This is a genomic window from Paenibacillus sp. GCM10027630, assembly GCF_042676305.1.
GTDB lineage: Bacteria > Bacillota > Bacilli > Paenibacillales > NBRC-103111 > Paenibacillus_S.
Genome location: NZ_JBHTGY010000021.1, coordinates 129974 through 156839, shown reverse-complemented (window position 1 = coordinate 156839; position 26866 = coordinate 129974). Strand labels below are relative to the sequence as shown.

Genomic DNA, 26866 nt, shown 5'->3' with positions numbered 1-26866 from the left:
TAAAGAAAATGCTGTATAATGGAGACTGCTTTTATTTGTAAATTATGGTATCGGGAGGCAAGAGAGTGTCCATTAAATTAAAGGCAGCAAACTTCTTGGCACAATGGAAGCGAGTCGTTCCGGAGGTGTCCAAGCTGTTGGTTTTTACCATGCTCTTTTCTGCTATATTTGGCGGATGGGGCGGTATATGGGGAGCGGCACAAGAAGTGTATGCAGACTCTGCGCCCGGACTTACGGATATAGGGGCCTCATATGCGGCAAAAGAAATTGAAGCGCTGACCAAGTCAGGAATCGTTTCAGGTTATGGAGACGGAACCTTTGCTCCACAGAAGGAAATGACAAGAGCCGAGCTTGCTAAAATTGTCGCCATGGCTCTTAATCTAAAGGAAGATCCGGCAGCTGCGGATGCATTTATCGATGTGCCGTCTAATGCATGGCATAAGGGCTATATCGGTGCCTTGGTTAAAGCGGGAATCACTCAAGGGATATCTGCTTCAAGCTTTGCACCGGACCAAGAAGTGACACGGCAAGAGCTTGTCGTCTTCTTCATTCGAGCGTTTCAGATGGAAGAGACGGCGAAGAAGCTCGCGCTGGACATTCCGTTTGCTGATGCAGACGACATAGCGGCTTGGGCTCATCCCCATGTTGCGCTTGGCTTCAAGATCGGCTTCATTAATGGTGTAGAAGCTGCTGGGGGGAAGCTGCTTTTTGCGCCCAAGGCCAGAGCGGATCGACAGGCATTGGCTCGTCTAGCTTATGAGTTTATTGAAAATAAAGATGTGTATAAGAATAGAGTCCAAACCTTAGCAGCTCTGCCGCCAGAGAAACCAAATGAGCCAACGCCTGTATTAACAGGTGGAGGGGGAGGCGGCGGTGGCGGCGGCGGTGGCGGCGGTGGAGGTGGTGGAAATACAACCGGGACCATCACAGCACCTGTAGTTGCATCCGTGAACGCAATCACAAGCTCTACTGTGGAAGTAACCTTTAATATAGCAGTAACGTCTGTGTCGAGTGAGCAGTTTACATTGGATAATCAACTAATCGTAAGCTCTGCTCAATTGAAAATAAATCCGGGCAACATCGTGGTACTAACCACCAGTACGCAAACAGCAGGGCAAGTCTATAAGCTGTCTTATAATGGAATTCAAACAGGTAAAAGCTTTACTGGTAAATCCCTTGCATCGGATGTATTAAATCATGCAGGCTCCTATAAGGGAGATCTCCAAATTAATGCTCAGGATATTATTCAGAATAATGGTGTTACTTTTGGTCCAGAGTCTGGACAAGCAATCGTTGAAGGAACGCTTACTCTGGATCCGGGCGCCACAGGCAGTGTAACCCTCCGTAACATTCAAGCAACCAATCTGGCAGTGAAGTCCGGAGCCTCTCATACGGTGAAGCTGGATAAAGTAAATGTTACAGAAGAAATGACGGTTAATACGGCTAATCAATCGGAACCCGTTAGAATTACGACAAATGGCAGTACCCAAGTAAAGAAAACAAAGATTGGCACGAAAGTTAAATTAGAAGCAATTCAAGGAACGGGGAGTCTTGGGACGATTGAAGTTGAGACGACCATGCCGGACCAACAAGTCGAGTTGACGGGTGAATTCGAGCAGGTTATCGTTTCTCGAGGAGCCCAAGGAGTCCAGCTATCCTTAAACGCTGGGACTAAGGCGAGTAAAATTATGTTGAATGCAGATATAAAGCTTGCAGGGGACTGGGATGCAATAGCTTCTGTACCTTTGGAGTCGGTGAGCGGTGTGAAAATTGATGCACCCGGTGATGTATTGGCTAAGCTTCGTGCCAAGGCTTTAGAAAGAGCCCGGATTGCAATCCAGGCTTTGAAGCTAGCAACGGATTATTCCGCAGCGATTGAAGAAGAGATTGAAGCTGCACGCAGATTGGTGAATACCGTTGTTTCCCTGGGAGGAACGGAACTTGAGGTACCTACTGACAGGTTAGTTCGAGCTGAGAATATGATTAAGGAAGCAGCTTTGAAATATGCAACTGAACAGCTTTCTGTTGGTTTTACGGGAGCTGATTCTGCGGAATACGTGATAGAAACTCTTAAGCTTCCATTAATGGGGGCAGCCGGAACAACGATTAGTTGGAGTTCCAATGATGAAGCTGTTCTTAGTCCAATTGGAGTCGTTCATCGGCCGGCAGCTGATCAGTCTAACCAGAAGGTTACGCTGACTGCGACTATAGTAAAGAAGGATCTAACTACAGTCAAACAGTTCCATTTAATTGTAATTTCACTCAATCAAGCTCCAATAGCTAGAGTGCTGGAGCGTCAATACATTTTTAACAATCATGCAGATATGGTTTTGGAAGGAAATCAGCTTGCTACTGACCCGGAGCAGGGCTCCTTGTCGGTTATTGCGGCTAGCTCGGATCATGAAGACATCGTGAAAGCTACGGTAACAGGCAGGATGCTTTATCTTCACCCTGTTAAGGGAGGGACGGCAAGCGTCACGGCTAAAGTAAGTGATCCGCAGGGACTTGTGGTCACAAATATAGTGCAAATAACAGTAGTCTATGTGGACATTAAGGAATATGGTTCGTTGGGTGATAAAAGTATCTATATGAACGGGAATTCCAGCTTCGCGGATAACATTCATGTAAGGCTTGTCTCGCCATCAGGCTTGAAGAGGAACTATTCGCGCGATGCCGGCATTGTGATGGCCTCAGACGGAACCTTCACTCTGCAAACTGAAACGGGAATGGAACCCGGGAATTGGAGTTTTGAGGTTGTCGCTGCAGCCGGGACTAAAGAGCAATCTATATCTGTAGGACAAATCCTTATCAGGGAGCCTGCAAAGCCGACAAATCTCACGGATTCTCCAAGTATTGTGGGCAGTGTTTTGAATGATGGTATGCCGATAAAGGGCAATTCTTCTCCTGGTGCTCATGTTGTTGCGCGAAATGGCCAATCTGAGATATTAGCAGCGGCGGATGCGGATGGAGAAGGCCATTTTACATTGAACTTACAGAAAGAACTGTGGTTGAAATCCAATGAAAGCATCTCGATTACAGCCAAACTTCCGGATCTTCCGGAAAGCAACCCGTTGCCTATCGCAGTGGCGGCCTCATCAGTCCAAACCCCGCAGCCAACACTGACAGGAAAGCTTTATACCGATGGCGGCGCGTTCGAAATAGCAGGCCCTTTGGGCAGCATTATGCTGATGCAGAACGAAAACGGGCAAACCGTCAATTGGAATGAATTGAAAACGGGGGCTCTATATTTTTCCCTCGATCAAGAATTCATGGCAAATAAAAAGATTAATCTCTATGTTCGCCAACCAGGGAAAGCGCCAAGTGAACCGCTAGTACTCACAGTTCAACCTGTTAACGGGAAAACTTCAGCTCCAGTTGTTGCTAAGGTAGTTTACGAGAACACTGATTATTTATCCGGTTATACAGAGCCTTACTCTAAAGTGAAGATTCGTAAGCAGGATGGATCACTGGTTGCACAAGCCACTTCATCGCGGAGCGGGATGTTTGATTGGCACCCTGATACTATGAACGTCAAAGCTGGAGAAAAGTTGATTTTTACGGCAGATGCCTACGGGAAGACGGAAAGCGAGCAAACGTCTGTCACGGTTAGTGCGTTAACCGGTCTAACTAAAGCGCCCAATGTTAGCGGAGCGGTTTACACTAATGGGGGAGTTTTGTCAGGGGAGGCGGATGAGCTTTCGGACATTTATTTCCGCAGTGGTTCGGGAATCTTCATGCAATCCCAATATAATAAGATCGATTTTAGCGCCGTTATTACAAACGCCAATGGCTTTAGCGCCGGTGAGAGTGTAATGGTGAGTGCGATAGCGCCAGGGAAGGCGGAAAGTGAGAAGGTTGTATTCAAGGTGAAGCCCGTTCAAGGGAAGAGCACTAGGCCTTTGGTAAGTCCATTTTACGAGGGTTCTAATTCCATCAAAATCAACAATGCTGAGGATGGTTTTATCGTAATAACGAGATCTGACGGTACAGTAGTGAGTCGAGGATCGACGTTTAAGGGCTTGTCCGAAACGTTCTTTTATAAACAGTCGTTCAAGGCTGGAGAAGTCCTTCAGGTGGCTTTGGAGGCGTTTGGAAAACAAATCAGTGACGCGGTTCCTGTAATCGTATTATCATCTATGGGACAGACTCCGACACCTAAGGTTACAGGCTCTGTATATGCCGATGGCGTGGGGCTAAGTATTTACAATGTTTATACATATGGCACTTTACGTCTCACAAGAGAGGATGGCACGATCTTCTTTCAGTCTGACATATGGGGGTCTCTGAAATTAAGCTTTGCCGCAGAATCTATAGCCGGGGAAATTTTGAAGGTTACTGTACAATCGGCAGGAATGAGGGAAAGCGATCCAGTCTACCTGCAAGTACTCCCGATTTCGGGACAAACACCTGTACCTTCGGTGAGCAGTACTTTGTATGACCTTCCTCCAGGCAGCAGCACCTTATCTGGTCAGACATTACCTTATTCTGTACTAATCCTGACTCGTAGTAATGGGGAAAGTATGGGCACCGGGAATGCGGATGAACGAGGCATCTACACCATGACTATTCAAAAGTCTCTGGTTGCGGGAGAAACTTTGCGTTTAATTTCTGATGCACCTGGTATGGCAAAAAGCGAACCCAAGCTTATTCAGGTTCAAGCGGCAGCAAAGACAGCGAAGCCTAGCGTGACCTCTACGGTTTATATCGATCAAGGACTGTTGATCTTCACGGTAGAGAATTATTCGAAAGTTACGGTGAAAAAGGCGGATGGAACGATCCTATGGGATCTTTGGGGAGGTAATAGTACTGTTTACCTTGAGGTAACCAAACTTGTTATTGGTGAACAGCTTATTGTTACCGCGACTGAAATCGGGAAAAAAGAGAGCGATCCAGTCTATATTACGGTTCGTCCGCTTCAAGGTAAAACCGGTACGCCGACTATGAATGGTAAAATTTATGATACAGTTGCTAGCTTTATCTATGGTTATGGGGAACCTGATACCAAGATTGAAATAAAACGGTCCAATGGCGCAGTGATCTACTCCACTACAGCAGGATATGACGGGTACTTTGCTTATTATATGAACGGAAGTAACTGGAATCTGGTAGCTGGAGAAGTTTTATATTTAACTTCAGATGCATATGGAAAGGCTGAAAGCGACCCCCTTCTTATTACCGTTGCTCTTGCGCCGCAAACATCTGCACCTACGGTGACATCAAATGTGTATACAGACGGCGGTTGGCTGGAAGGAAGGACGAAGGGGTATGCAAACCTTTGGCTGAAAAAAAATGACGGTACTCAAGTAGCCTGGGGTAACAGCTACTTGGTATATGATAATGTTACAGGGTCTGATAGCTATCAGTATTCGATGAACCTGATGTCCTATACTTTTGTAGAAGGCGAGGTTCTCCAGCTAGTTGCCAAAGAAGACGACAAAAGCCTTAGTAATCCAGTATATCTGAAGGTATTACCTGTGCAGGGAATAACAGGAATACCTTTCGTTTCGGGGAATGTATACGCGGAAGTTTCAAACTATCTTTATGGTTGGGCGGAGCCGGGGTCGCTGGTAGTACTCAAAAAAGAAAATGGCAAAATAAGCAATTCTACGTATGCTGGTGGTAATGGTTCTTTCACTTTGTACACAGATTCGTATAGTTTACGTGAAGGCGAGAAGCTGACTCTGACAGCTGATGCTGCCGGGAAAGCTGTAAGCAGCCCTATTCATTTGATAGTGTTGGGCAAGCCACAGCTGCCCAAGCCGACTGGTGTAATATCTAATGTATATGCAGATGGCGGCGTGATACGCGGTTATATGAGTGTCCCGGCTGAATTGCGTCTAACTGATGCAAGCGGAGGCTACATTGCTTCACGAAGTGTGAACGGAAGCTTCACGTTCATTTTCTCGTCGAACTGGCTTACTTCTGGACAAATATTGAACTTGACAGCCTATGAGACGTACTACAAGCCTAGTGATCCCATCCTAGTGCCAGTGCTCCCGGTAGAAGGAACAACCTCAACTCCTACGGTGAAGGGAGTCGTTTACGAACAGACGAATAGTTCGTTGTCTGGACGAGCGGAGCCTTATTCCATAGTAGAGCTAAGGACAAAAGACAATCAAGATTTGATTGCAAGAACAGATGCGGATGCTCAGGGGAGTTATGCTTTTAGCTTTTATTTACCTTCACGGGTAATGCCAAATCAATACGTGATACTTACAGCGGATGCTTATGGCAAAATGAAGAGTAATGGTTTGGAATTAATAGTTACAGCCATACCGGAAACAACGATCCCAACCGTCACAGGCAGTGTATACACGTCAAGTAGCTTGCTGCAGGGGGTCAGCGAGCCTAATGCCTATATCTCAATAGATATACCGAGTTATGGAGTGTTGGGGGCGTACAGCGATTGGAAGGGTCAATATTCTTTGTCGCTAAATAGCAATATGGAATTGAAGCCTGGAACACTCATCCAAATAAAAGCACAAGCATCAGGGAAAAGGTGGAGTTTACCGAGGGTGGTGACGGTGCTTGCTACACCTTCGGTTACACTTAACGTGTATAAAGTCAGCATGTCGAGTACAGCATCGGTCCAAGGAGCAGTGTATCAAGCATTTCTGGATGATTCATTGAGGATTAATGAACTAGATAATCCATATATTCTGAAACAGGCAGGTCCTTATCTGATTATTGACTTCAATATCCAACTAAGCTCTTTTCAACCGAAACTATATGTATCAACAGCGGATTATTCTCCAAATGGGACGATAACAGGGGCCGTATACAAAAGTGTCAGTGGATCTTCCTTAATAATCAAAACACTGGAATTTTTTCAGTCAGGTCACGATTACGATATCAGTATTGATGGCTTGATGATGGGGGACTCGGTATCACCAATCATCGTTAACCCTGTACTAATTTATTTACGCAAATATTAATTTATTAATCTTCGTTATAGGGTTACTTCCAGCCGCTGGTCTATGACCAGCGGCTTTATGGTCCGTCCTAGAGTGGTACGTCATTGTTTCTATTATAAGGAGGAGTATAGAAAAAATTGTCGAAGGAATTAATAAGTGAAGCTTTTAAGCATGGATATGGACCCGGATTGAAGTCCGTAATTGGATTGGTTGTTGGAATTTGCATTACTAGCTAGAGGGTGGAGTTTAAAGTAAGGGTAGGGTGCTGAGTTTTTTATTTATAACCGATGAAAAGGAGCGATGCGGACATGAGTAACTACGAGAACAACTATTCCGAGAATTCTTTCTGGGAGAAGCTAAAGAAGCATGCTGTTGAAGCGGGGAAAAAGGTTGTATATAGTGCTCTTCTTGCCTTTTATGCGATTGAAAATCCTAATGTGCCTCGAAAAGACAAAATGAAAATATACGGGGCACTTGGGTACTTGATACTTCCCATTGACCTGGTTCCCGACTTTATTCCGGTTGTCGGTTATGGAGATGATTTGGCTGCATTGCTCTTTGTGCTCGGTACGATTGCAACCCATTTGGATAAAGATGTGAAGCAAAAGGCGCTTAACAAAATGGAAGAGTGGTTCGGTAAACTCGATCATGGAGATCAGGAAATAATTGAGATTGATGCCAAGATTGTTGATGTGGAAAAAGGTATCGATGGAATCGCTTCGACCACGCAGCTGAAAGAAGATTAAGTAAGCAGAAGTGAGACCGTCACTGTGCTGTACTATAGTAGGGACACCCATTTAATGAGGTGTCCTATTTGTTTTGGTCATGAAGCCATCTTTAAGTTTGCTATTCCTGACCGTAAGCATTAAATATAAATCCAGTTAACTTTTAACGTAATTAGTTGTAGCATACCGCAGGCCGCTCTATCTTTTTTCATACAATTTTGGATAGATGTACATATTATGGCTATAGGTAATTTTTATGAATTCTGAAGAAGTTGAGGTGCTATGGATGCAATCCACAAATTGTGATGTATCTCCTATGAAAGACCAGCTAAAACAGCATTTGAACTATATTGCAGCTGAAATAGAGCATAGCTTACAGCTTTTGGATGCAGAGGCTCATTGTCTTTTGAACGAATTTGAAAAAGTCAGGGAAGCCTTCAATACAGTGGAGTCTTTAGCGGCTTCGTTCTATCTGCAATGCTACCTGTCGTCTTTTACAAGCAGCTACTCAGAGCTCGCCATAAGTATTCGGCATTTATCCGAGCGTCGGCATGGTGCGCTGATCGTCATTCAGAGAAAAGATAACCTGAACGCCTTCATCCACTCCGGCATTTCAATAGAAGGGACCTTGAGTCATTCGCTGTTGGAGTCTATCTTTTATCCTGGAAATCGGCTGCATGACGGGGCTGTATGGATTAAGTCGGACCGGATAATTTCAGCGGCCAATATCCTGCCGGTTTCAGCTTTATTAGTGGAAGAGGATAAAAAAATGGGGACCCGACATCGTGCGGCGATAGGTTTAACGGAGAGGACAGATGCGCTGGTGCTCATCGTTTCGGAAGAAACCGGAAATGCATCCTTTGCTTATCAAGGAAAGCTGCATCCTCTTAATGCGATGGGTTCAGTGGTTGAACTTGCAGAGGCGACCCACTACATGGATATGGAGATTATATAAATACTAGATTAAGATACACAAAAATTACCACTGTTCAATAAATGGATACATTTACTGCATTGACAATATCCGACTATAATAGTACGATTTGTTGTGTTGTCAGTACTTCAATGCTTGAATTTTTCTTGTTTAAATAACCATTAATTGGAATTTATTGCAATTACTAAAGCTTCTGACTGGGATATATATAATTATATAGTTCTCTGTATAAACAACAAGTAAGCTACGAAGGTGATGCCTTTTCTAATGGAAAAGGCGTTTTTATCATCTTGGAGGGACATGCATGATCAACCTGAAACATTTACATAAAGAGTATAGAACGAAAAAAGGAACGGTTATAGGTGTTGATAATGTGAATTTGACGGTCCGTAAAGGAGAAATTTACGGTATCGTTGGGTACAGTGGAGCGGGTAAGAGCTCGGTGCTCCGTTGCATCAATTTGCTTGAGAGGCCTACTTCCGGCGAGGTGCTGGTAGATGGTGTGAATTTGATGTCTCTTTCCACGGGTGATCTGAGGCTCGCGAGGCAGAAGATCGGGATGATTTTTCAGCATTTTCATCTTATCAGCAGCAAGACCGTGTTCGATAATGTAGCCTTTGCATTGAAAGCGGCCGGTAAGCCGGCCTCTGTCATTGGTAAGAGGGTTCAAGAGCTGCTGCAGCTCGTTGGGCTATCGGACAAAGCTGACAATTATCCCGCTCAGCTGAGTGGAGGCCAGAAGCAGCGGGTCGGGATTGCACGGGCGTTGGCGAATGATCCGCGGGTACTCCTCTGTGATGAACCGACCTCTGCACTCGATCCAATGACAACGCAATCGATACTGACGCTGCTCCGGGAGATCAACCAAACGCTAGGGTTAACCATTGTCCTCATTACTCATGAGATGGATGTTGTGAAGGACTTATGCCATCACGTTGCTATTATGAATAACGGAAGAATCGTCGAAGAGGGATCGGTTTACGATATTTTTGCTAATCCGGTACAGCCGCTTACCAAAGAATTCGTTCAGAACTCATTGGAGTTCAAGCTGCCCCAGAAGCTGTGGGATAAACGGGATCCGAACGGCAAAATTGTGAAGATATTGTTCAAGAATGAGGCAGCAGAACAGGCTATTATTTATGAAATGCTTAAAGCTATTCCTGTGAAGGCCAACATCATCCATGGCAAAATCGATTATATCGGGGACAAGCCCCTTGGGATGTTTATTATGGAAGTCACGGGCGGTATCCAAGAGATTGAGCACGCGCTGAAGTTTCTAGTGGACCAGTCCTGCGGTGTGGAGGAGATCGTAACCAATGAGTGACAATGCTTTGATTAAATTGCTTCCGGACATGCTTAAGGCGTTCTATGAAACCTTATATATGTGCGGTGTGTCGCTCATTCTAGCGATTGTGATAGGTATTCCTCTGGGAATATTGCTGTTCATCAGCGACAGGGGCTTATTTGCGGAAAATAGATTCGTTAACATGGTGTTAGGCGTGTTGTCCAACATAATCCGGTCGATTCCGTTCCTTATCTTATTAGTACTGCTGCTGCCGTTCACTCAATGGATTCTCGGAACGACCATTGGTCCATCTGCCGCGGCGGTGCCGTTATCCGTGGCTGCAATTCCTTTCTACGCGCGGCTTGTAGAAGCTTCCTTGAGGGAAGTCAGCAAGGGTGTCATAGAAGCGGCAGTCGCTGCGGGAGCTAAGCCGTGGCTGATTATCCGCGAGGTGCTGCTGCCTGAAGCCAAGTCGGGTATCATCTCCGGGTTGACGATTACAGCTGTCAGCCTGCTGGGCTTCTCGGCTATGGCCGGTACGGTTGGCGGTGGGGGCATTGGCGATTTAGCTATCCGTTTTGGGTATTACCGTTATGACAATCAAGTATTATTTACAACGGTTATTTTACTAATCGTTCTAGTCCAAATCATCCAGCTTCTTGGTGATTGGGCTGCGCGCAAAGTGGATAAACGTTGATCAAATAAAAACACATCAAGAGGGAGTCTGAAATCATGAGAAAGAACATTTTTATTATTATGGCTTTGACACTGGCCTTTTCATTATTTGTAGCCGGATGCGGCACCAAATCAGGAGCAGGTACAACGAATAACGCTGCAGGAAATACGGCGCCGACGAAAGAAGAGCCTAAAAAAGCGTTGAAAATCGGTGCAACCGCAGGTCCTTATAGCGATATGATAACTAAAGCTGTTAAGCCGATCATGGAGAAGAAAGGCTATACTATCGAAGTTGTTGAGTTCAACGATTACGTTCAGCCTAACAAAGCGCTTGCGAACGGCTCCTTGAATGCTAACCTGTTCCAGCATGTACTTTATTTGAAGAAATTCGCTGCAGACAACAGCCTGGATCTAAAGGAAGTTATCAGCGTACCGACAGCGCCAATGGGCTTGTATTCCAAAAAATTCAAATCCTTGGATGAAATCAAAGAAGGCAGCACTTTAACGATTTCGAATGATCCGTCTAACCTGGCTCGCTCATTAGTTCTGCTTCAGGATATCGGTCTTGTAAAAATTAAAAAGGATATCGATCCGGCTAAAGCATCTGAGAAAGATATTGACGAAAATCCAAAGAAGCTTAATATTAAACCACTTGAGGCCGCTCAGCTTCCAAGAACAGTGGACAGCTCTGATCTGGCTTTAGTACCGGGGAACTTCGCTCTTGCTGCTAAGATGGATTTAACCTCCGCTTTGAAGCTGGAAAACATGGCAGAAAATTACCGTAACGTGCTGGTTGTGAACACGAAAGATGTGGATGCTCAGCTTGGTAAGGATTTGAAAGAAACGGTTCAGTCCAAAGAGTTCGAAAAAATTATTGACGAGCAGTTCAAAGGCTTCTCTAAACCGGAATGGATGAAAGCAGCTAAGTAGTCCCTTATTATTAGGCTGCAAAAGAAAAGAACCTTCAGTTCCAACTGTTATAGTTGGTGTACTGAAGGTTCTTTTGCACATATATGACTCTACTCATGAGGGCTACTTGTAGTAAAGGATAGCCGTTTATGTCCGCTATCTCCAGGGCTGAGTGCCACCGAAACGAGGAGGACAGCAGAAGAGGGAGACAGCCCCTTATCGGGGGAGTCTGCCTTTTCCTGGGAGGCTAGGATTTGACACTACTGCTGAAATAAATACGGTAGATGGAAATTCTCCCGCTAATCTGTCTTGGATATCGCTAGGAATCCATCTAACTGGAAAACATCCCTCTAATCCATCTGATACTTGGCATATTTGAACAAATAGGTGAAATTAGCTTGAGAATTTCCAGTTAAAGGGTCCAATATGCTATTCAACGGTGTAACTAACGGGACATTTTCCTGATAAACTTGGATCAGAAGTCCTCTCCATTAAAACTGTTTGGTTTTTATATCATCCGTCGGAGATTTTCGCCCCCAAGGGGTCCCGAGAATAGGCAGCGCCCATCTGTCCAAACCATACCAGCCGGCATTTTTCCATGCAAGCACTAGCCAAGTAGCAAGGATGAATAGAATCGGATTTGTACTTAAGGTTCCTGCAAACAAAAAGCTGGCATTCATAAATCCGCCGAAGAAAGCGGCAATTCCAGTTAGTAGTCCTAAGATGAGCCCAAGCCCAACCAGTAATTCGCCAAAAGCAACCATAAATCCGAATACCTTGGCATTAGGAAGCACCACACTTTCAAGGAAGCCCGCATACCAGTCTGTAACATCTTTGCCAGCCTCTGCTTTAGCGAGTGCACCCTTTATGAAGCTTTGGAGAGCGGTGCCCGCTTTGTCGCCTGTCCATGCATCGCTCGTTACCTTCTTCCAACCGGAAGTAACCCAGGCATAACCGACATATAGACGAACGATTAGCCATATCCAGCCCGCTTGGGTGCTGTTGAACAAAAACTTGGAAACGGGGTTTTCAGGAATGATCTGGTGATTTAATTTTTCAATTTGCATCGCGTGAGCCTCCTTTTAATATAAAACATAGCAACAATGGAATATATCGGATAAAGCTATTGTAGCTGGAGTCGATTTAATTGGATGTGATACAAATCACACCGGAACTAAATAGGATGCCATTATGATATAAGAAACACCGGAGTCCAGAGCGCAGCTGCACTATTGTAAAATGTAAAAATGAAAACGTATACAACAGAATAGAGTTCAAGTATAATTAACTTAATGAATAAAATAACTTAAGCTTAATATTCGTTCATGCTCCGTTAACGAAGCTGGCACTGCTTACGATAGCTTTATTTCAATTTATGCACAGCTGGGCTGACTTTCAAGGGTCATTATTTTACTTGTCGGAGGAGTCGCAGTATACGATCATGATTGGTTAGCAATCCTTCAAAACCCAATATGGAGCCGAATGGCAACAAAAAGTGTTTATTCAGGGTATCACCTTCACCTTTTCAGGGATCAAGTAACGGTCTAGTTCTGTTAGGTAAATTCATAAACGGGAGTGATCTGAAATGGAATTGTTTATTATACGACACGGCCAATCAATAGGAAACACCGTACCGCATGATGTGCCGGATGGGGAATTGACGGAGCTTGGCATCAGCCAGGCTGCCAGAGTGGCCGTATGTTTGGCCGACCGGAAATTTGACCAGCTTATTAGCAGTCCTTTGATCAGGGCGATCGAAACGGCACAACCGCTGGCGAGAGCATTGAAGCTGCCGATCCAGATATGGAAAAACACGTTCGAAGTAAGAAACAAAGGAGTATACCGGGGACCTACGGCGGCGGAGTTGAACCGGCTGTACCCGGAAACACAGTTTCGCGATGATGTAGAGGCGGAAGGCTGGTATTGCAGTGGCGATGAGAATTCTCAAAAAGGCCATGCGAGAGCCTCAGACATATGGCAGGAGCTATTGGAGCGTTTCATGGGCCAGCGCGTGGCATTGTTTGCCCATGGTGGATTTAACCACCATCTGCTGCTTGCCATACTCGGGCTGCCCCATGACAGCCCGGTGTATTTTGAGCAAAGCAACGGCAGCATTTATTGGGTCAGTGTGACCGAAGAACGGACCAAGGTTCGTTTCATCGGGCCAACTGAGGGCATATTGAGTGCCCGGGAGGAATAACCCGGCACTCTGCCTGGCCATTGCCATAAGCCTATGAGTTAGTGGCTATGGCTATGGCCGCCGTGATCTTGACCATGGACGGGATGCTCCCGGTGATGGTCATCTGCCGGTGTGTGAAGATGCATGACACCATGCTGATGCATTCGGTTGTGCAGTGCACGGTGAGCGGAAGTGAGCGTCATGAGCAAATGCTTGAAGGTTCGATCATCCGCTTTCGTAGCCAGAGACTTGACATAAGCGGTAGAGCCTTCGATCTGCTCCAGAATGGTAACGGCATCGTTTGCATCAAAGCATTTTTTTCCACCCACGATAATAGTCGCAGCACTGGAATGGGCTGCGATGATTTCCCCGTGCTCAGCATCCATCCCCCTTATACGCAGTGCGATCCAGCAGCTTTGCTTGACAGGAACCGACCAATGTCCCGCATAGGATCCTTTATTGGGATCGACAGCATATACTTCCTTCAACTCGCCGTTACAAACCAATTCAATCTTGGTTACAGGAACAGTAACTGAAGAAACTTCCCAAACCACGTCAACCGTTCCACCTGAATCGGTCAGTTGGATCATGGAGCCCATCTCATAACCGTTGATCCGGAACTCGAGCAGCGGACCGTAGGTAGCGAAGGTAACGCCTTGACGTACTGCTTTCATCCACGCTTCATAAGTGAAAGGGGCATCCTTAATTAAAGCATAGGTGCGGATCGTCCCGACTGCAGTCGACTGGGACATCTTGTCTGTTCCACCAACCGCAGGCGCATGATAGCCGCAATTCAAGTAACGGTACCAGTCCGAGAGCGAATAGGGATCGATTCCTTTGTTCTCGAAGGAGCACATCTCTACGGCATCGATCTCTCCAAGAACAATGGCGGCGGCTCCTTCTGCACGTGGATTCGGCAGATGAGGCAGCACGGCTAAGCCGTTTTGCTCACGGCATTGCCGGGCCCACTGTGTTACAGTGGCCTCCAGAGCATCACCGAGCGGCGATTCATCCGGGCCGCCTGTACAGAGCGGCAGTATCATGCTGCCCTCATAGCCTAGCAAAGAAATATGACCTAGAATATGCTGGCGATTCTCGGTCCCCACTCGAACCAAATACTCTCCGTTGCCTCCGTTTTCGGTGCTTCCTATTGTCGTTTTGCCGTCAAAATCGCCAAGATTACTGAACATCTCTCCCCATTGACTGGTCAGCAAGTTGATGACGTTGACATCTTCCGCTTCGCCTTCCAGAAGCGCTGTCAGGGGAGACAGGAAATGAACATGCGTATCGGCAGTAACCCAACCGCGCTGCCTCCAGGGCAATACGCGCTCCAGTCCGATTTCGATTGTATCGGTGGTATCCGTCACGGTGAAGCGTTGACGGACCGGACGGGTTTCGAATCCTTTCGTAACCTCCACATAAATATCGCCGAGCGGCAGCTTGAATTCGGCAGCTCCCGGGACGTATGCACTGAAGTGGTGACCTTGCACATGTTCGGCGCCGTAATCTTCAAACCAATGCGGATTGGGCAAACGGTGGCCGTTGATGGGAGCTATATATTCGCCGGACTCCCCATGTACGTGAAGTTTGGCGGCTACAGTACTGCCGCTTTTCAAGTCTACGATACGCAGGGTGACCCTGCGGACGGCAGGCTCCAGCGGCTCGAATTCCGGCAGTGCCTCCAGCTTGTGCAGCTCAATAGCGCGTACAGGACCGTCCTCAAGGATCAAGCGAGCTTCTGGATGGGCGGTATATTCGATAATCCATTCATTCAGCGCTGGATGTGGCAGCGAAGGATTGGCATTATCAAGCCATGTCGCATGATTGTAGCGAAGTGCAGGTGATACGGAGATCACTTCACCCAAATCGATGCGGATATTCGGATTGTCGCCATAAGGATTTAATGCCGGGTTTTCACTCTCGGATTGATATCTCACTTTTTTACGGGGCTCCCAATTAAATGGGTTGCTGGACAGATCCGATCGTGTAATACCGAATATGAGCGCAGTTCCATCGATAGGCTGCATGGTCAATCCGATCAGGTTTTTCTCTGGATGCGGATTGTTGAGCGCGTACAGCCAATGGTGCATCACAGCTCCGAATCCCTGGAATGTGGTGCGAAGCTGGCTTTGTCCCCATGGAATCGAAGGGGATACGCCACGAGGCATATCGCTATTGGCTTGCATAGTCCGCGGTTTGATATGCTTAACGGCCTCGAAGCTGTTTTCTCCCCATTTTACCTGAAACTCGCTGATTTGATAGCGTCTGCGGATGGGGAATGTAACGGTGGTATTATCGTCATAATGCAGCTTATATTCGCATACGGTTTCGCCCAAGCGCGGGGTTCCCGGCATAGGTCGAATAATCCCGTCTTCTGCTGCACTGTTCACTTTGAAGTCGGCTGCATGAACGAAAACAAGCTGGCGGTCGTGCAGAGGCTGAGGGAAGTGAATAGTAACAGGCCCCTCTTTTAATACTATAATGTTAGCGGTTCCATCATTGGGGCCAAAAACAAAAGGGAGCCCCCACAGCTCATGATTGCCGGTTAGCAGCAAATGTTTGTTAGCTAACAGCCGATCGGAGCCATCCTGCGTATCCAGTTTTGCAATGATTCGGTTATAGGCCGCTGATAGGTCGATGGGAGTAAATCGGTTGTCCCCACTAGAAGGTCCAGTGTACATAGAATCCCTCCAAAATTAAAAGTATAAATACATCATATTTTAATTTAATGATTAAGTAAATTCATTTCTTTTAAAAAGCCTCGGAACAGCTTCATTAGTCACTGCCCAATGGGCTTGTTGGATGTGCGCCTCAGATGGTCGCTATCGCTAAGTATTGCTAAGTATTCGGGTCACTTAAAGCGCAGCTCCGCAACGCGCGCGAATCCAGGGCGCGCGCGTTGCGGAGTTGCATGAATGTCGGACAACCCCTAGAAATAACCACTACTGCCTACTTGTGGGGAACAGCCAAGCCTCTGAGTAGACCGTACGGTAAATCTTTCTGTACGGTTTTCTCACATTAAATGCTCATATAGTTGGAAATCTCAATCAAGTTTAAGTCCGGATCGCGGAAATAAACCGATCGAATAGGCCCCATCGCTCCGGTTCTGGCAACAGGACCCTCCTCGATAGCCACATGGTGCTTATGTAAATGAGCCACGACATCATCCAAAGGCAGTTGTGTGATGAAGCACAAATCGATCGAGCCTGGAGTGGGGTTACTCGCTTTTGGTTCAAATTCATTGCCGTATTCATGCAAATTTAGTTTTTGCATTCCAAATTGCAATGCTTTGCGGCCGCCTCCGAATGCCACGATTTCCATTCCTAGAACCTTCGAATAGAATTCACAGGTAGTTTCTATATTTTTTACGGTGAGAACAAGATGGTCGATACGGTCTATCTGCATGAACGGGCACCTCTTTTCGCTGTAGTTAACAATTATACAGTTATATTCACACTATACACGATATTTTGCGCTTATTCCTGTACTGGATTTTGAGAGCAGTATTCTAAAATTTGATGATCCACTTTAGAAATTGCAGATTTATAGTATGTAATTTCAATGTTGGTTTCATCTTTTGTTGATATATTTTATCGAAGGTTTTCTATATAAAGGGTTATAGGAGCACATGCTTGATTGCATTTGAAAACGCTTTATATGAGAAAGAGGTGGAGAAGGGTTGAATAAGATGGGTAGAAGCAGGAATATAAGGTTTCGGACGATTCAAATCATTCTGGTATTTACATTGATTATCGGAAGTGTATGGTTACCGGCGAGCCCCTCGGCCGCTGATGCTGTTTCAGGGACACCCGGCGGAGTGGATGCTGGTGCACTTAGATTGTGGCTGAAAGCAGATCCGGAGAATGTGACGCTTAACGCAACGAGTAATGTCACGGTGTGGCGGGACAGCAGTCCGAATGGAAACGATTTTGTTAATGACGGTTCGATTGCTGCAATCAGTTCCCGTCCGAAACCGAAATACCAGCCGGCAAATAGCGGATTAAATTTTCAACCGTCCGTTGGATTTTCCAGAAGCAGCAGCGGAAGCATTTTGCAGGATATTAACGGCTTATTTGGAGTGGGCGAATCCATTAGCAAAACAAGTGTGTTCGCTGTTACCGGGGGCGTTCCGTCGATAGATAACTCCATGATATTCAATCAGGAGCTAGCAACAGGCAGTCTTGTAGCCCATATTCCCTATACTAATGCAGCGACACCTGGGGTAGGGTCCGTCCTATGGGATTCCGGAGCATTGACGTCTGGAACGGGAACTCCGCGTATGACGGTCACGAATCAAGTTAATCCGTCTAAATATAACTTGTGGGGATTGCATTTTGATGCGAGTCCGATGACAGTCGGGACAGACGTCTATCAGTCTGTTACTCGTGACGGTAAGTCCGAAGGTCAATCCAAACAGGCCCGTCTTCCCTTCGTTGGAAAAGCAAACGGCGCCATGTCTTTAGGCGCGGCTGCGGGCGGAGGCTCAGGCTATAACGGCAATATCGGGGAGTTCATCCTATTCACCGACCGGCTTACAGCGACGCAGAAGCGCCAAGTGGAAACCTATCTGGCCATCAAGTTCGGTATTGGCCTGCAGGAAGGTGATTATTTGTCCGCAGGTTCTTCTCCGCAGGTGGTTTGGAATGCCGCGGCTAATGCTGATTACCGTAGCAGTATAGCAGGGATTGGGAAGGATCTGTTGGGGGCACTGGATCAGCAGCAGAGCCGGAGTGCAGATATTCCAACAGACCAAGTGGTAATCAGCGCCAAACAGTCGTTATTAGATAAGCAGTACTTGCTGTGGGGAGATAATGGAAGCGCAGGCTCGTTGCCTTATGGTACGGAGTACCAGCGGTTGACTCGAAGCTGGAAGGCGCAAAATACAGGCAATGTGGGCGCCGTGCAAATAGCGATTCCCAAAAGCGTAATTCCTCTTGGAGGAGTGCTTCTGACAAGCAAGAGCAGCAGTTTCGGGAATGAAGCCGCATATCCGCTATCTTTGAAGACCATTCAAGGTGTGGAGTATTATGCCGCTGATGTAACACTTGAAAACGGCTCTTATTTCACATTTGCCGAGAAACTGCCACTGGTTCTTTTGAATAGTTTTGAGGTGTGGGATGGAGCAACTCCTGTATCATTAAATGAGGCATTTGCGCCAAGCAAGACTAAAGGGTATGAGGCGATTGTTTCGCAGGATACAGGAAGCATCCGTGTGGAGGCGGCAGCGACTAGCGGAGCTGTCACATCAATGACTTTGAGTAATTATATTACCGGTAACATTCCAGTATCCATACTGGATCCTGGACATATCTCTTTGGTCCCGGGCGTTAATAAATTGAAAGTTAATTTATCTAGCGGTAGTGCGAATAATTCGTACCAGATAGATATTATCCGAAAACTGTCTAAGGGAGAGAAAGGAAAGATTGGGCTTAACGTAGGATCAGTTACAGCCAGTTCTTATCAACCGAATACGAATTATATCCCGGCCAATGTGGTGGATGGTGTTTGGGGTGAGGATACGGCAAGCCAAGATAGCCGCTGGTCGGCTTCAGGACAAGGACAATGGCTGCAATTTGATTTGGGGCAGTCTGAGAAGGCCACTTACTTGGATATCGCCTTTTTAAACGCAAGAGATCGGTCATCCAGTTTTGAAATATTGGGTTCGAACGATCCAGAGTTTACAACCAGCACGATCTTATTGCCTAAAAGGAATAGTCGAAGTCTCAAGGCTACGGATAGTGTGATGCAGAGCTATGTTCTGACAAACCCATCCAATGCGCGTTATTTGCGGCTTGTCGGGTATGGCAATAGTGCAAGCGGAAGCTCTGGCAACTGGAATAGTATAATGGAAGTTGGGGTCTACACGGGTACAACTCCAATAATCGAAGAGCCTAAGGACCCAAGCGGACCTCCGGAGGCCGGGGAGAATCCCGAAGTACCAACACCGGAACTGACGAAAGTGAAGGTAAGCTCAGCAGAGCAATTGCAGAATGCTTTGGATCAGGCTGTGCAAGGGACGAATATTGAGCTTCAAAATGGGAACTATGAACAAAATGGTCCGTTTGTTGTTAAAGATAAGAAGGGTACCGTCGCGCTTCCGATTCGGATCACAGCTGCCGAGAAGGGGAAGGCCGTCATTACCGGAAACAGCTATATGCACATTGAAAATTCACAGTATATTGAGGTATCGGGGCTTGTATTCCGCAATGGGATTGGTACGGCGGAAGAGAATGCAGACCGGACTCTGAAGGACAGAGGGCTGGAGGGATCCATAATGAAGGAGGTACATCCAGGCTTGGAGCTCAGAAGCTCAAGCAATGTATCGATTCTTCGTAATACATTCGCACTGGATGAGACGGGACAGCCGTTCAGGTTCGACTCAGCTAGTGGTAAGGTGTGGTGTTTAACCGCGGTTGAGGGCAGCTGCCGATATGGAACGGGTGACACTTATAGTTCTGGTGGAGCGTTGTACATGGGGGATACTCCTCATACCAATTCGACCCTGATGACTGACAACGGAACCAATCGCCATTATATACGGATTGAAGGAGTAAGCAACCATAATCGGATTGCTTACAATGATATTGGTCCCAAGAAGGGCTTCGGTGCAGTAGTCATATACGACGGAGAAGCGGGGAAAAATGTATCGGAATACGATCTGATTGAGTATAACTATTTCCACGACATAGGCCCGCGAGTTTCTAATGGATTGGAAGCTATACGACTAGGATTATCCGGTTTATCGCTTGCCTCGGGTCATGTGACGATCCAGAATAATTTATTTGATGGACTGAATGCTGAAGATGAGATTATTTCAGTCAAAAGCAGCGATAACATTATTCGTTATAATACTATTCGCAATTCTTATGGCGGCATTGTAGCACGTCATGGACACCGCAACAGCTTTTATGGAAATTTCATTATTGGAGACGGGAAAAAAGCCGGAATGGGCGGTTTCCGTATTTACGGTAACGAGCATAAAATTTATAACAATTACATGGAAGGCCTAACGGATAAAGTGATCGAGCTTGATGGGGGCACTCATGACGGAGGTCCTGACGGTGGAAGCAGTCCAACGGTTAAATGGGGCGGTTCGGGTACTTCTGAACAAACTGTTTCGCTTGGAAGCCTTGCTATTGATAATCCGTTAAGGGTTGAGATCCTTCGTGGACATTGGCGGCAGTATAATGTTCAAGTCTATAATAATACGATAGTTAATGTTGGTAATAAAGCGGCTGCTTTCTCTTTTGGCGGTAGAAACTATCAACCGGTGGCAACCCAAGTATACAACAATGTAGTATTCAGCAATGCGGGAACGGTGTTTAATGAAATTAGTGCCGCACAGAACGTCCAGGCAAGCGAGCGTGCGGTTTATGCGGGGAACCTCGTAGAAGGAACAGCCAATCTGACCAATATCACTAGAAACATCAACGGCGGTTTTGAAAAGAAGGAGCTTAAGCTAGTCCGAAGCGCCGACGGAATGATCCGATTGTCAGCCCAGAGCCCTGCTATTGATGCTTCCAAGGCTCCTTATATTGCTTTGGACGATATGGACGGACAAATCCGTTATAACGCCCCCGATGTAGGGGCAGATGAATACATGCCTGGAGTTGCACCAACCAGAAGAGCTCTAACCGTAACGGATGTCGGGCCTAATGCGGGTCAGTCTCCCCCTGTTCAAGAAGGCGATCCGGGTTTGAGCAGTCTGGTGCTGCGGTCTGACAGCGAGCTTGTCCCGGGGTTTAGCACTAATGAAGCCTACTATACGGTAGCCATTCAGTCTAATGTTAATAGACTCACAATTGTTCCGAAGGCATTGAATGGCACAGGCTCTCAAATAACTGTATCCGTAGATGGCAAGAATCATCAGACGGTTATAAGCGGTCAAGAGAGTCAAGCGTTAGAAATTGCCCAAGATGGCAGCATTATTGTGATTGAAGTAGCGAATCCCTCAGGCAAGAACAAAGTCTATACGATTGTCGTACATCGTCAGAAAGTAGTTCCGCCAAGCGAAATCCAATTGGACAAAATCCAATTCGATTCTGCCGCGTACCGAATGAAGGTTGACGAAACAAAAGCGACAGCCCTTAGCGCGGTGTTTCAAGACCACAGTGAATCATTGACAGGAGCAAGCATCTATACAACGAATCCTGCTGTAGCGACAGTGGATGAACGCGGCGTATTGCGGGGAAAAACACTAGGTGAGACCGTAGTTGTTGCAACCTATAAAGGACACTTTGCAACAGCGGCCGTGAGCGTATATACCGATGTTATTGTGGGCGGTGGCAGACACGGCGGCTCATCATCAGCGGCTGCACCGTCAACACAGGCTCCGACTGCATTACCGGAGTCAACGGCCACTACACCTGTGAACCCTTCGGCATCGACACCGGATCCGGCCCCAACATCACAATCCCAGGCATTGACCGACATTAAATCGCATTGGGCAGGGGATGTGATTGCCAAAGCTATAGAAAGGGGCATCGTGGCCGGATACCCGGATGGCAGCTTTAAGCCGGAGGAACCGATAACAAGACTGCAGTTCGCCGCAATGCTTGTACGTGCGCTAAAGCTGACGGCCAAGGAACAGGCGGCAGTGTTCGCAGATCAATCGGAAATTCCGGAATGGGCTTCGAGAGAAGTTTCAGCAGCGACTCAAGCTGGAATTATTCAGGGATATGAAGATCATACATTGCGTCCTAACAGACCGATAAATCGGGCGGAAATGGTCACCATGCTCTTGCGGGCGTTCCAACAAAATGTGGGGACTTCGAATGCGGCGGCCTTTAGTGATAGCAATGAGATCCCTCAGTGGGCTCTGCCTTTTATATCACAAGCGATGGCGTTAGGCGTTGTGCAAGGGCGGGAGAATAACCGCTTTGAATCAAGCCATCTTGCAACCAGAGCTGAAGCTGTGATAGTGTTAATGCGTATGATAGAGCGGTAACGTAATGAAATAACGGGGCCGACTTGTCTGGAAGGACGGTCGGCCTTGTTATTTTTTCAACAATTTCAACACGTCCTGAGGGGTAATTTTGTATGGGTCTTAAAAGAATCGGTTTTAACAAACGCAGCGTGATCGTCACCTGGCTCATTTCTTATATCTCCGTGCTCCTCGTTCCTATAATGATCAGCGGGATTATTTATGTTGCTACCTGGCATGTGGTGGAATCGGAGGTTAATCGAGCCAACGAATCGCTTCTTCAGCAGATGGAACAGGCAATAGACAATAACCTTGGAGGTATCGAGCGTTTAAGCGTTGAAATGACCCTCAGCAAACGGCTGGCCGCCTTTATTAACGCCGCTAAACCTCTCACGGACAATGACTACTATGAATTGGTCAGCATCGCGGACAACCTGCGGGTTTACAAAGTGGCTAACGATTTTATTGAGCAGATCTATATTTATTATAAAAACAGCGATACCGTAATATCGACACGGGATCACATCAACACCCATACGTTATATGAAACGATACGAGAGAAGGAAGAGACGAGCTATGAGGAATGGAAGGCATTCTTCGACAAGCGGTATATTCAGGAATACGCACCCATAACGATTCGCGAGGACGGAAAATCAGTTAAAGCTGTCATGTATGCAAAATCCATTATTTTGGATAATCTGGATCTTCCGGGTGCAGTCATCCTGTTTGTCATTAAAGATTCGAAGCTGCTGCAAAATATAACGCCCGCTAACAAAGCGGCTGTCGCGGTATTGGACAAGGAAAATCGTCTTATCGCTTCCACCGGCTTCGAGCATAGTCCGGATTTTCTGACTTATGAAAGATTGTCTGGAAATAAAGGGATGTTTTATGACCAATTTTCCGGAGAAAAGCTGGCTGTTTCCTATACCACCTCGAGCAGCAGTACGGGTTGGAAATACGTATCGATGATTCCGGCCGAACTGTTTGATGAGAAAATGAAATATATAAAAACGCTGATCTATGTCAGCTTATTTCTGAGCCTTCTTAGCGGAGGGATTGTTACATTCTTATTTTTGAGGAAAAACTATAATCCGATCAGCTTGTTAATCCGCAGCTTGTCTTTGAAATCAGGCATCTCCTTTGATGAGGGATCAAACGAATATGGTTATTTGCAGGAAGCACTAAACAACACATTTGCTGAAAAGGAAAAAATCGATCAAAGATTGCAGCAGAACCGCGATGCGATCCGTTCTCATTTTCTGCAGGGATTGCTGAAGGGGAGATTAGAGCAGAACGTTCCCATTCATGAATCGCTCGCGGCCCACGATATACGGCTCGTGTCATCGCATTTTGCTGTCCTGTTGTTCCATATTGATCATTATGGCAAGCTCGAGTCTGACGGATATGTTGATCCTCAGAAAATGAAGCTTGTGCAGTTTATCATTATGAATGTGGTGGAAGAGCTGGCTACCGAGCAGCATTGCGCTTTCACGACAGAAATGGACGACATGCAGGTATGCATCATAAATTTCAGTGCCGAACCCGAAGCGGAGGAGCTGAACCGAATTTCGGTGCAGGTGAGATCGTTTTTGCTCGACCATTTCCATGTTCATTTAACGGTTGCGATCAGCGGGATTCATCAGGATCTGTACGGAATCTCCCTGGCGTATCAGGAAACGCTGGCAGCGCTGGAATACCGTCTTGTTATGGGGAGCGGGGAAATTATCAGGTACGGTGACCTGCCAAATACCGAAACGTCTCAAGAATCTACGAACTATTATTTTCCGCTGCAGGTGGAGCAGCAGCTGATTAATTTCGTCAAGACAGGCGATTATGAGAAATCCAATGCCCTGATCGAAGAAATCATTGAGATTAATCTGGCCGATGCATCGCTCTCCGCCCCGCTTGCCAAATGCCTGATGTTTGATTTGATCAGCACGATGCTGAAAACAATGGATGAAATCGGCATAAACAACAAACGGGAGTTCACCCAGCGAGAAAACCCGATAGACCGGTTAATTGGCTGTGAAACGATTAAGGAAATGAAAGTGCAGATTGGTGAGGTGCTCAGTCAGGTTTGCCGATCCATCCAGGAGAACCGCGGGCAGGAGCATAACCAGCTAAGTCAGCAGGTGACAGAATATGTTAAGCAGCATTACAGCTCGGAAAACCTGAACATTAGCATGATCGGTGAGGTGTTCGGATTAACCCCATCCTATTTATCGAAGCAGTTTAAGGCTCAGACGGGCGAGGCCCTTCTGGACTTTATTAACAAGAAGCGTCTTGAGGAAGCGAAAAAGCTTCTTTCTATGCAAACCTACTCCATTGTAGAAATTTCCAAAAAGGTTGGATATTCGGACATTAATACCTTTAACCGTATATTCAAAAAATTCGAAGGAATTACTCCTGGTAAATATAAAGGGATAAACTAAATAGTATGGAAGTAACCGAAAAGGCCGCCTAGAGCGGCTTTTCCGGTTTTTGCATACCGAATATCGATTTTATAGAACACTAAGTATCGATTTTAATGACGTTTTCCTGGTTTTGAAGATTTCAAAATTGTAATATCCGTTCCATAATAGCGCTAGGGTGTACAGCACGTAGGGTGTACAATTCATAATTCCGAATTTGAACAGGGGGATTGGCATGGGAAACCATTCTAACAAAAAATCATTCAGTATAGCATTATCCATTGTACTGGCATCTACGAGCTTGCTCGCGGCATGCTCCAAGGAGAACACGGGGGCTAAGGATGCGCCCAAATCTCCGGCTGCACCGGTGTCGGAGGCCGGGAAATACCCGATCAGCACACAGGAAACGCTAACATCCTGGGAGCAGATGGATACGAACCTGGCTGCGTTCTTCACCAATTTGAGTGAATCGCCTTTTGGCAAGCAATTAGAAAAAGAAACGGGTGTCAAGGTCAAATATACGCATCCCGCCGACGGACAATCCAAAGAGCAATTCAACCTGTTGATCGCATCGAATAATTTGCCGGATGTAATCGAATACAACTGGAACACCTCCTATCCAGGGGGACCGGAGAAGGCGATCGCCGACAAGGTCATTCTTCCGCTTAATGATTTGATTGACAAGAATGCGCCCAACTTGAAGAAATTGCTGCAGCAGGATAAGGAATTGGATAAGATGCTCAAAACGGATAGCGGTAAATATTATGTATTTCCGATGATCCGCCCTGATAATGGATTGGTATTCCGGGGACCGATGATCCGCAAGGACTGGCTGAATGAATTGAAGCTTGAGGTACCGACTACGATCGATGAATGGTACACCGTGTTGAAAGCATTTAAAGAACAAAAGGGTGCTACGGCGCCGTTTACCGCCCAGTACAGCAACGAACTGAACATTCAGGATGCTTTCATCGGCGCTTACAAAACAGCGAATCGGTTTTATATTGACGACCAGGGGAAGGTGAAGTATGGCCCGATCGATCCGCAGTTCAAGGATGCGCTGACTCTTCTGAGAAAATGGTATGCAGAAGGACTGATCGATAAAGATTTTGCACTGAACACCGATTCTAAAGCACTCGACAACAAAATGATGAGCGATAGCTCGGGTGCTACTGTCGGCCTTTTAAGCGGAGGTATGGGCAGATGGATGGAAACCGGGAAAAAGAAAAATCCGCAGTTCCAGCTCGTCGGAATTCCTTACCCTACTTTGAAAAAGGGCGAACGTGCTTTCATCGGACAGCGTGACTTTAAATACAACCCGGCCGTCAGCAAAGCGGTCACAGGAGGCACCAAGAACGCCGAGCTGGCTGTCAAATGGATGGATTACGCTTTCAGTGAAAAGGGCAGTATGCTGTTCAACTTCGGTATTGAAGGCGAAAGCTATACGATCAATAATGGCATTCCTCAATTCACCGACAAAATTACTAAAAATGAAAAGTTCAATCTCCAGCAAATGGTATCCCAATATACCAAGCCGAACGGTCCGTTTCTAGGAAACAGCGCTAAAAGCTTCAACACCTTCAAGGAGCAAGACGAAGCGGTAAAAGTGTGGAGCGAAACGGACGCTGTGAAGCATGTCTTGCCGCTGTTCATTACGCCGACTGTCGAAGAGAGTAAAGAAATAGCCAAATTGAACACGGCGATCACAAGCTATAAGGAAGAAATGTTCGTGAAGTTTGTGATGGGCAAGGAACCAATCGAGAAGTTCGATGAGTATTCCAATCGTATTAAGGAAATGGGCATCGATAAGGTGACCAAAATTTATCAGGATGCGCTTGACCGTTACAATAAGCGATAAAATCAACATCAGCGTCTTACCAAGGGGAACGTTAGCAGGAGCGGGTCAGAATG

General features: G+C 46.3%; 13 protein-coding genes. 10 read left to right on the top strand and 3 right to left on the bottom strand.

Translation table 11 applies throughout. From position 1 onward, the window contains the following. Positions 1 to 65: 65 nt before the first annotated feature. The 6 genes from ACFQ0C_RS10940 to ACFQ0C_RS10915 all read left to right on the top strand — a co-directional run bounded on the left by ACFQ0C_RS10940 (position 66) and on the right by ACFQ0C_RS10915 (position 11463). Entirely contained in the window at positions 66 to 6935 is a 6870-nt protein-coding gene (locus tag ACFQ0C_RS10940) for an Ig-like domain-containing protein (RefSeq protein WP_379366652.1), read from the top strand. 287 nt (positions 6936 to 7222) lie between these two features. Next, positions 7223 to 7660, top strand: coding sequence for a YkvA family protein (locus ACFQ0C_RS10935; protein ID WP_379366650.1), 438 nt, complete (start codon positions 7223 to 7225; stop codon positions 7658 to 7660). A gap of 265 nt (positions 7661 to 7925) precedes the next feature. Then, complete coding sequence (gene cdaS / locus ACFQ0C_RS10930) at positions 7926 to 8594, top strand: sporulation-specific diadenylate cyclase CdaS (protein ID WP_379366648.1); 669 nt, start codon at positions 7926 to 7928, stop codon at positions 8592 to 8594. A gap of 283 nt (positions 8595 to 8877) precedes the next feature. After that, positions 8878 to 9897: a methionine ABC transporter ATP-binding protein gene (locus tag ACFQ0C_RS10925; RefSeq protein WP_379366646.1), complete on the top strand. Its 1020-nt coding sequence runs from the start codon at positions 8878 to 8880 to the stop codon at positions 9895 to 9897. Further along, positions 9890 to 10555, top strand: coding sequence for a methionine ABC transporter permease (locus ACFQ0C_RS10920; RefSeq protein WP_258217100.1), 666 nt, complete (start codon positions 9890 to 9892; stop codon positions 10553 to 10555). Before ACFQ0C_RS10925 ends, ACFQ0C_RS10920 begins: the two co-directional genes overlap by 8 nt. 35 nt (positions 10556 to 10590) lie before the next feature. Further along, the gene (locus ACFQ0C_RS10915; RefSeq protein ID WP_258217101.1) at positions 10591 to 11463 is read left to right on the top strand and encodes a MetQ/NlpA family ABC transporter substrate-binding protein; all 873 of its coding nucleotides are present in this window, start codon (positions 10591 to 10593) and stop codon (positions 11461 to 11463) included. A 470-nt stretch (positions 11464 to 11933) separates the two neighbouring features. Here the strand turns inward: ACFQ0C_RS10915 and ACFQ0C_RS10910 are convergent, their stop codons facing one another. Continuing rightward, positions 11934 to 12509, bottom strand: a complete 576-nt coding sequence (locus ACFQ0C_RS10910) for a DoxX family membrane protein (RefSeq protein ID WP_258217102.1) — start codon at positions 12507 to 12509, stop codon at positions 11934 to 11936. A gap of 518 nt (positions 12510 to 13027) precedes the next feature. Here ACFQ0C_RS10910 and ACFQ0C_RS10905 point away from each other — a divergent pair. Continuing rightward, positions 13028 to 13642: a histidine phosphatase family protein gene (locus tag ACFQ0C_RS10905; RefSeq protein WP_379366642.1), complete on the top strand. Its 615-nt coding sequence runs from the start codon at positions 13028 to 13030 to the stop codon at positions 13640 to 13642. Between the two features lie 38 nt (positions 13643 to 13680). On the opposite strand, the gene ACFQ0C_RS10900 is transcribed toward ACFQ0C_RS10905, so the two are convergent. Together ACFQ0C_RS10900 and ACFQ0C_RS10895 are read right to left on the bottom strand one after the other, a co-directional pair. After that, the gene (locus ACFQ0C_RS10900; protein WP_379366639.1) at positions 13681 to 16302 is read right to left on the bottom strand and encodes a CehA/McbA family metallohydrolase; all 2622 of its coding nucleotides are present in this window, start codon (positions 16300 to 16302) and stop codon (positions 13681 to 13683) included. Positions 16303 to 16639: 337 nt separating this feature from the next. After that, positions 16640 to 17026 carry a VOC family protein gene (locus ACFQ0C_RS10895; protein WP_379366637.1) on the bottom strand — a complete coding sequence of 129 codons (387 nt, stop codon included), beginning with the start codon at positions 17024 to 17026 and terminating at the stop codon, positions 16640 to 16642. 283 nt (positions 17027 to 17309) lie between these two features. On the opposite strand from ACFQ0C_RS10895, the gene ACFQ0C_RS10890 reads away from it, so the two are divergent. The 3 genes from ACFQ0C_RS10890 to ACFQ0C_RS10880 all read left to right on the top strand — a co-directional run bounded on the left by ACFQ0C_RS10890 (position 17310) and on the right by ACFQ0C_RS10880 (position 26813). Next, entirely contained in the window at positions 17310 to 22568 is a 5259-nt protein-coding gene (locus ACFQ0C_RS10890) for a chondroitinase-B domain-containing protein (RefSeq protein ID WP_379366748.1), read from the top strand. Between the two features lie 92 nt (positions 22569 to 22660). Further along, positions 22661 to 24976: a helix-turn-helix domain-containing protein gene (locus ACFQ0C_RS10885; RefSeq protein WP_379366635.1), complete on the top strand. Its 2316-nt coding sequence runs from the start codon at positions 22661 to 22663 to the stop codon at positions 24974 to 24976. A gap of 214 nt (positions 24977 to 25190) precedes the next feature. Next, positions 25191 to 26813: an extracellular solute-binding protein gene (locus ACFQ0C_RS10880; protein WP_379366633.1), complete on the top strand. Its 1623-nt coding sequence runs from the start codon at positions 25191 to 25193 to the stop codon at positions 26811 to 26813. The last annotated feature ends 53 nt before the right edge of the window (positions 26814 to 26866 follow it).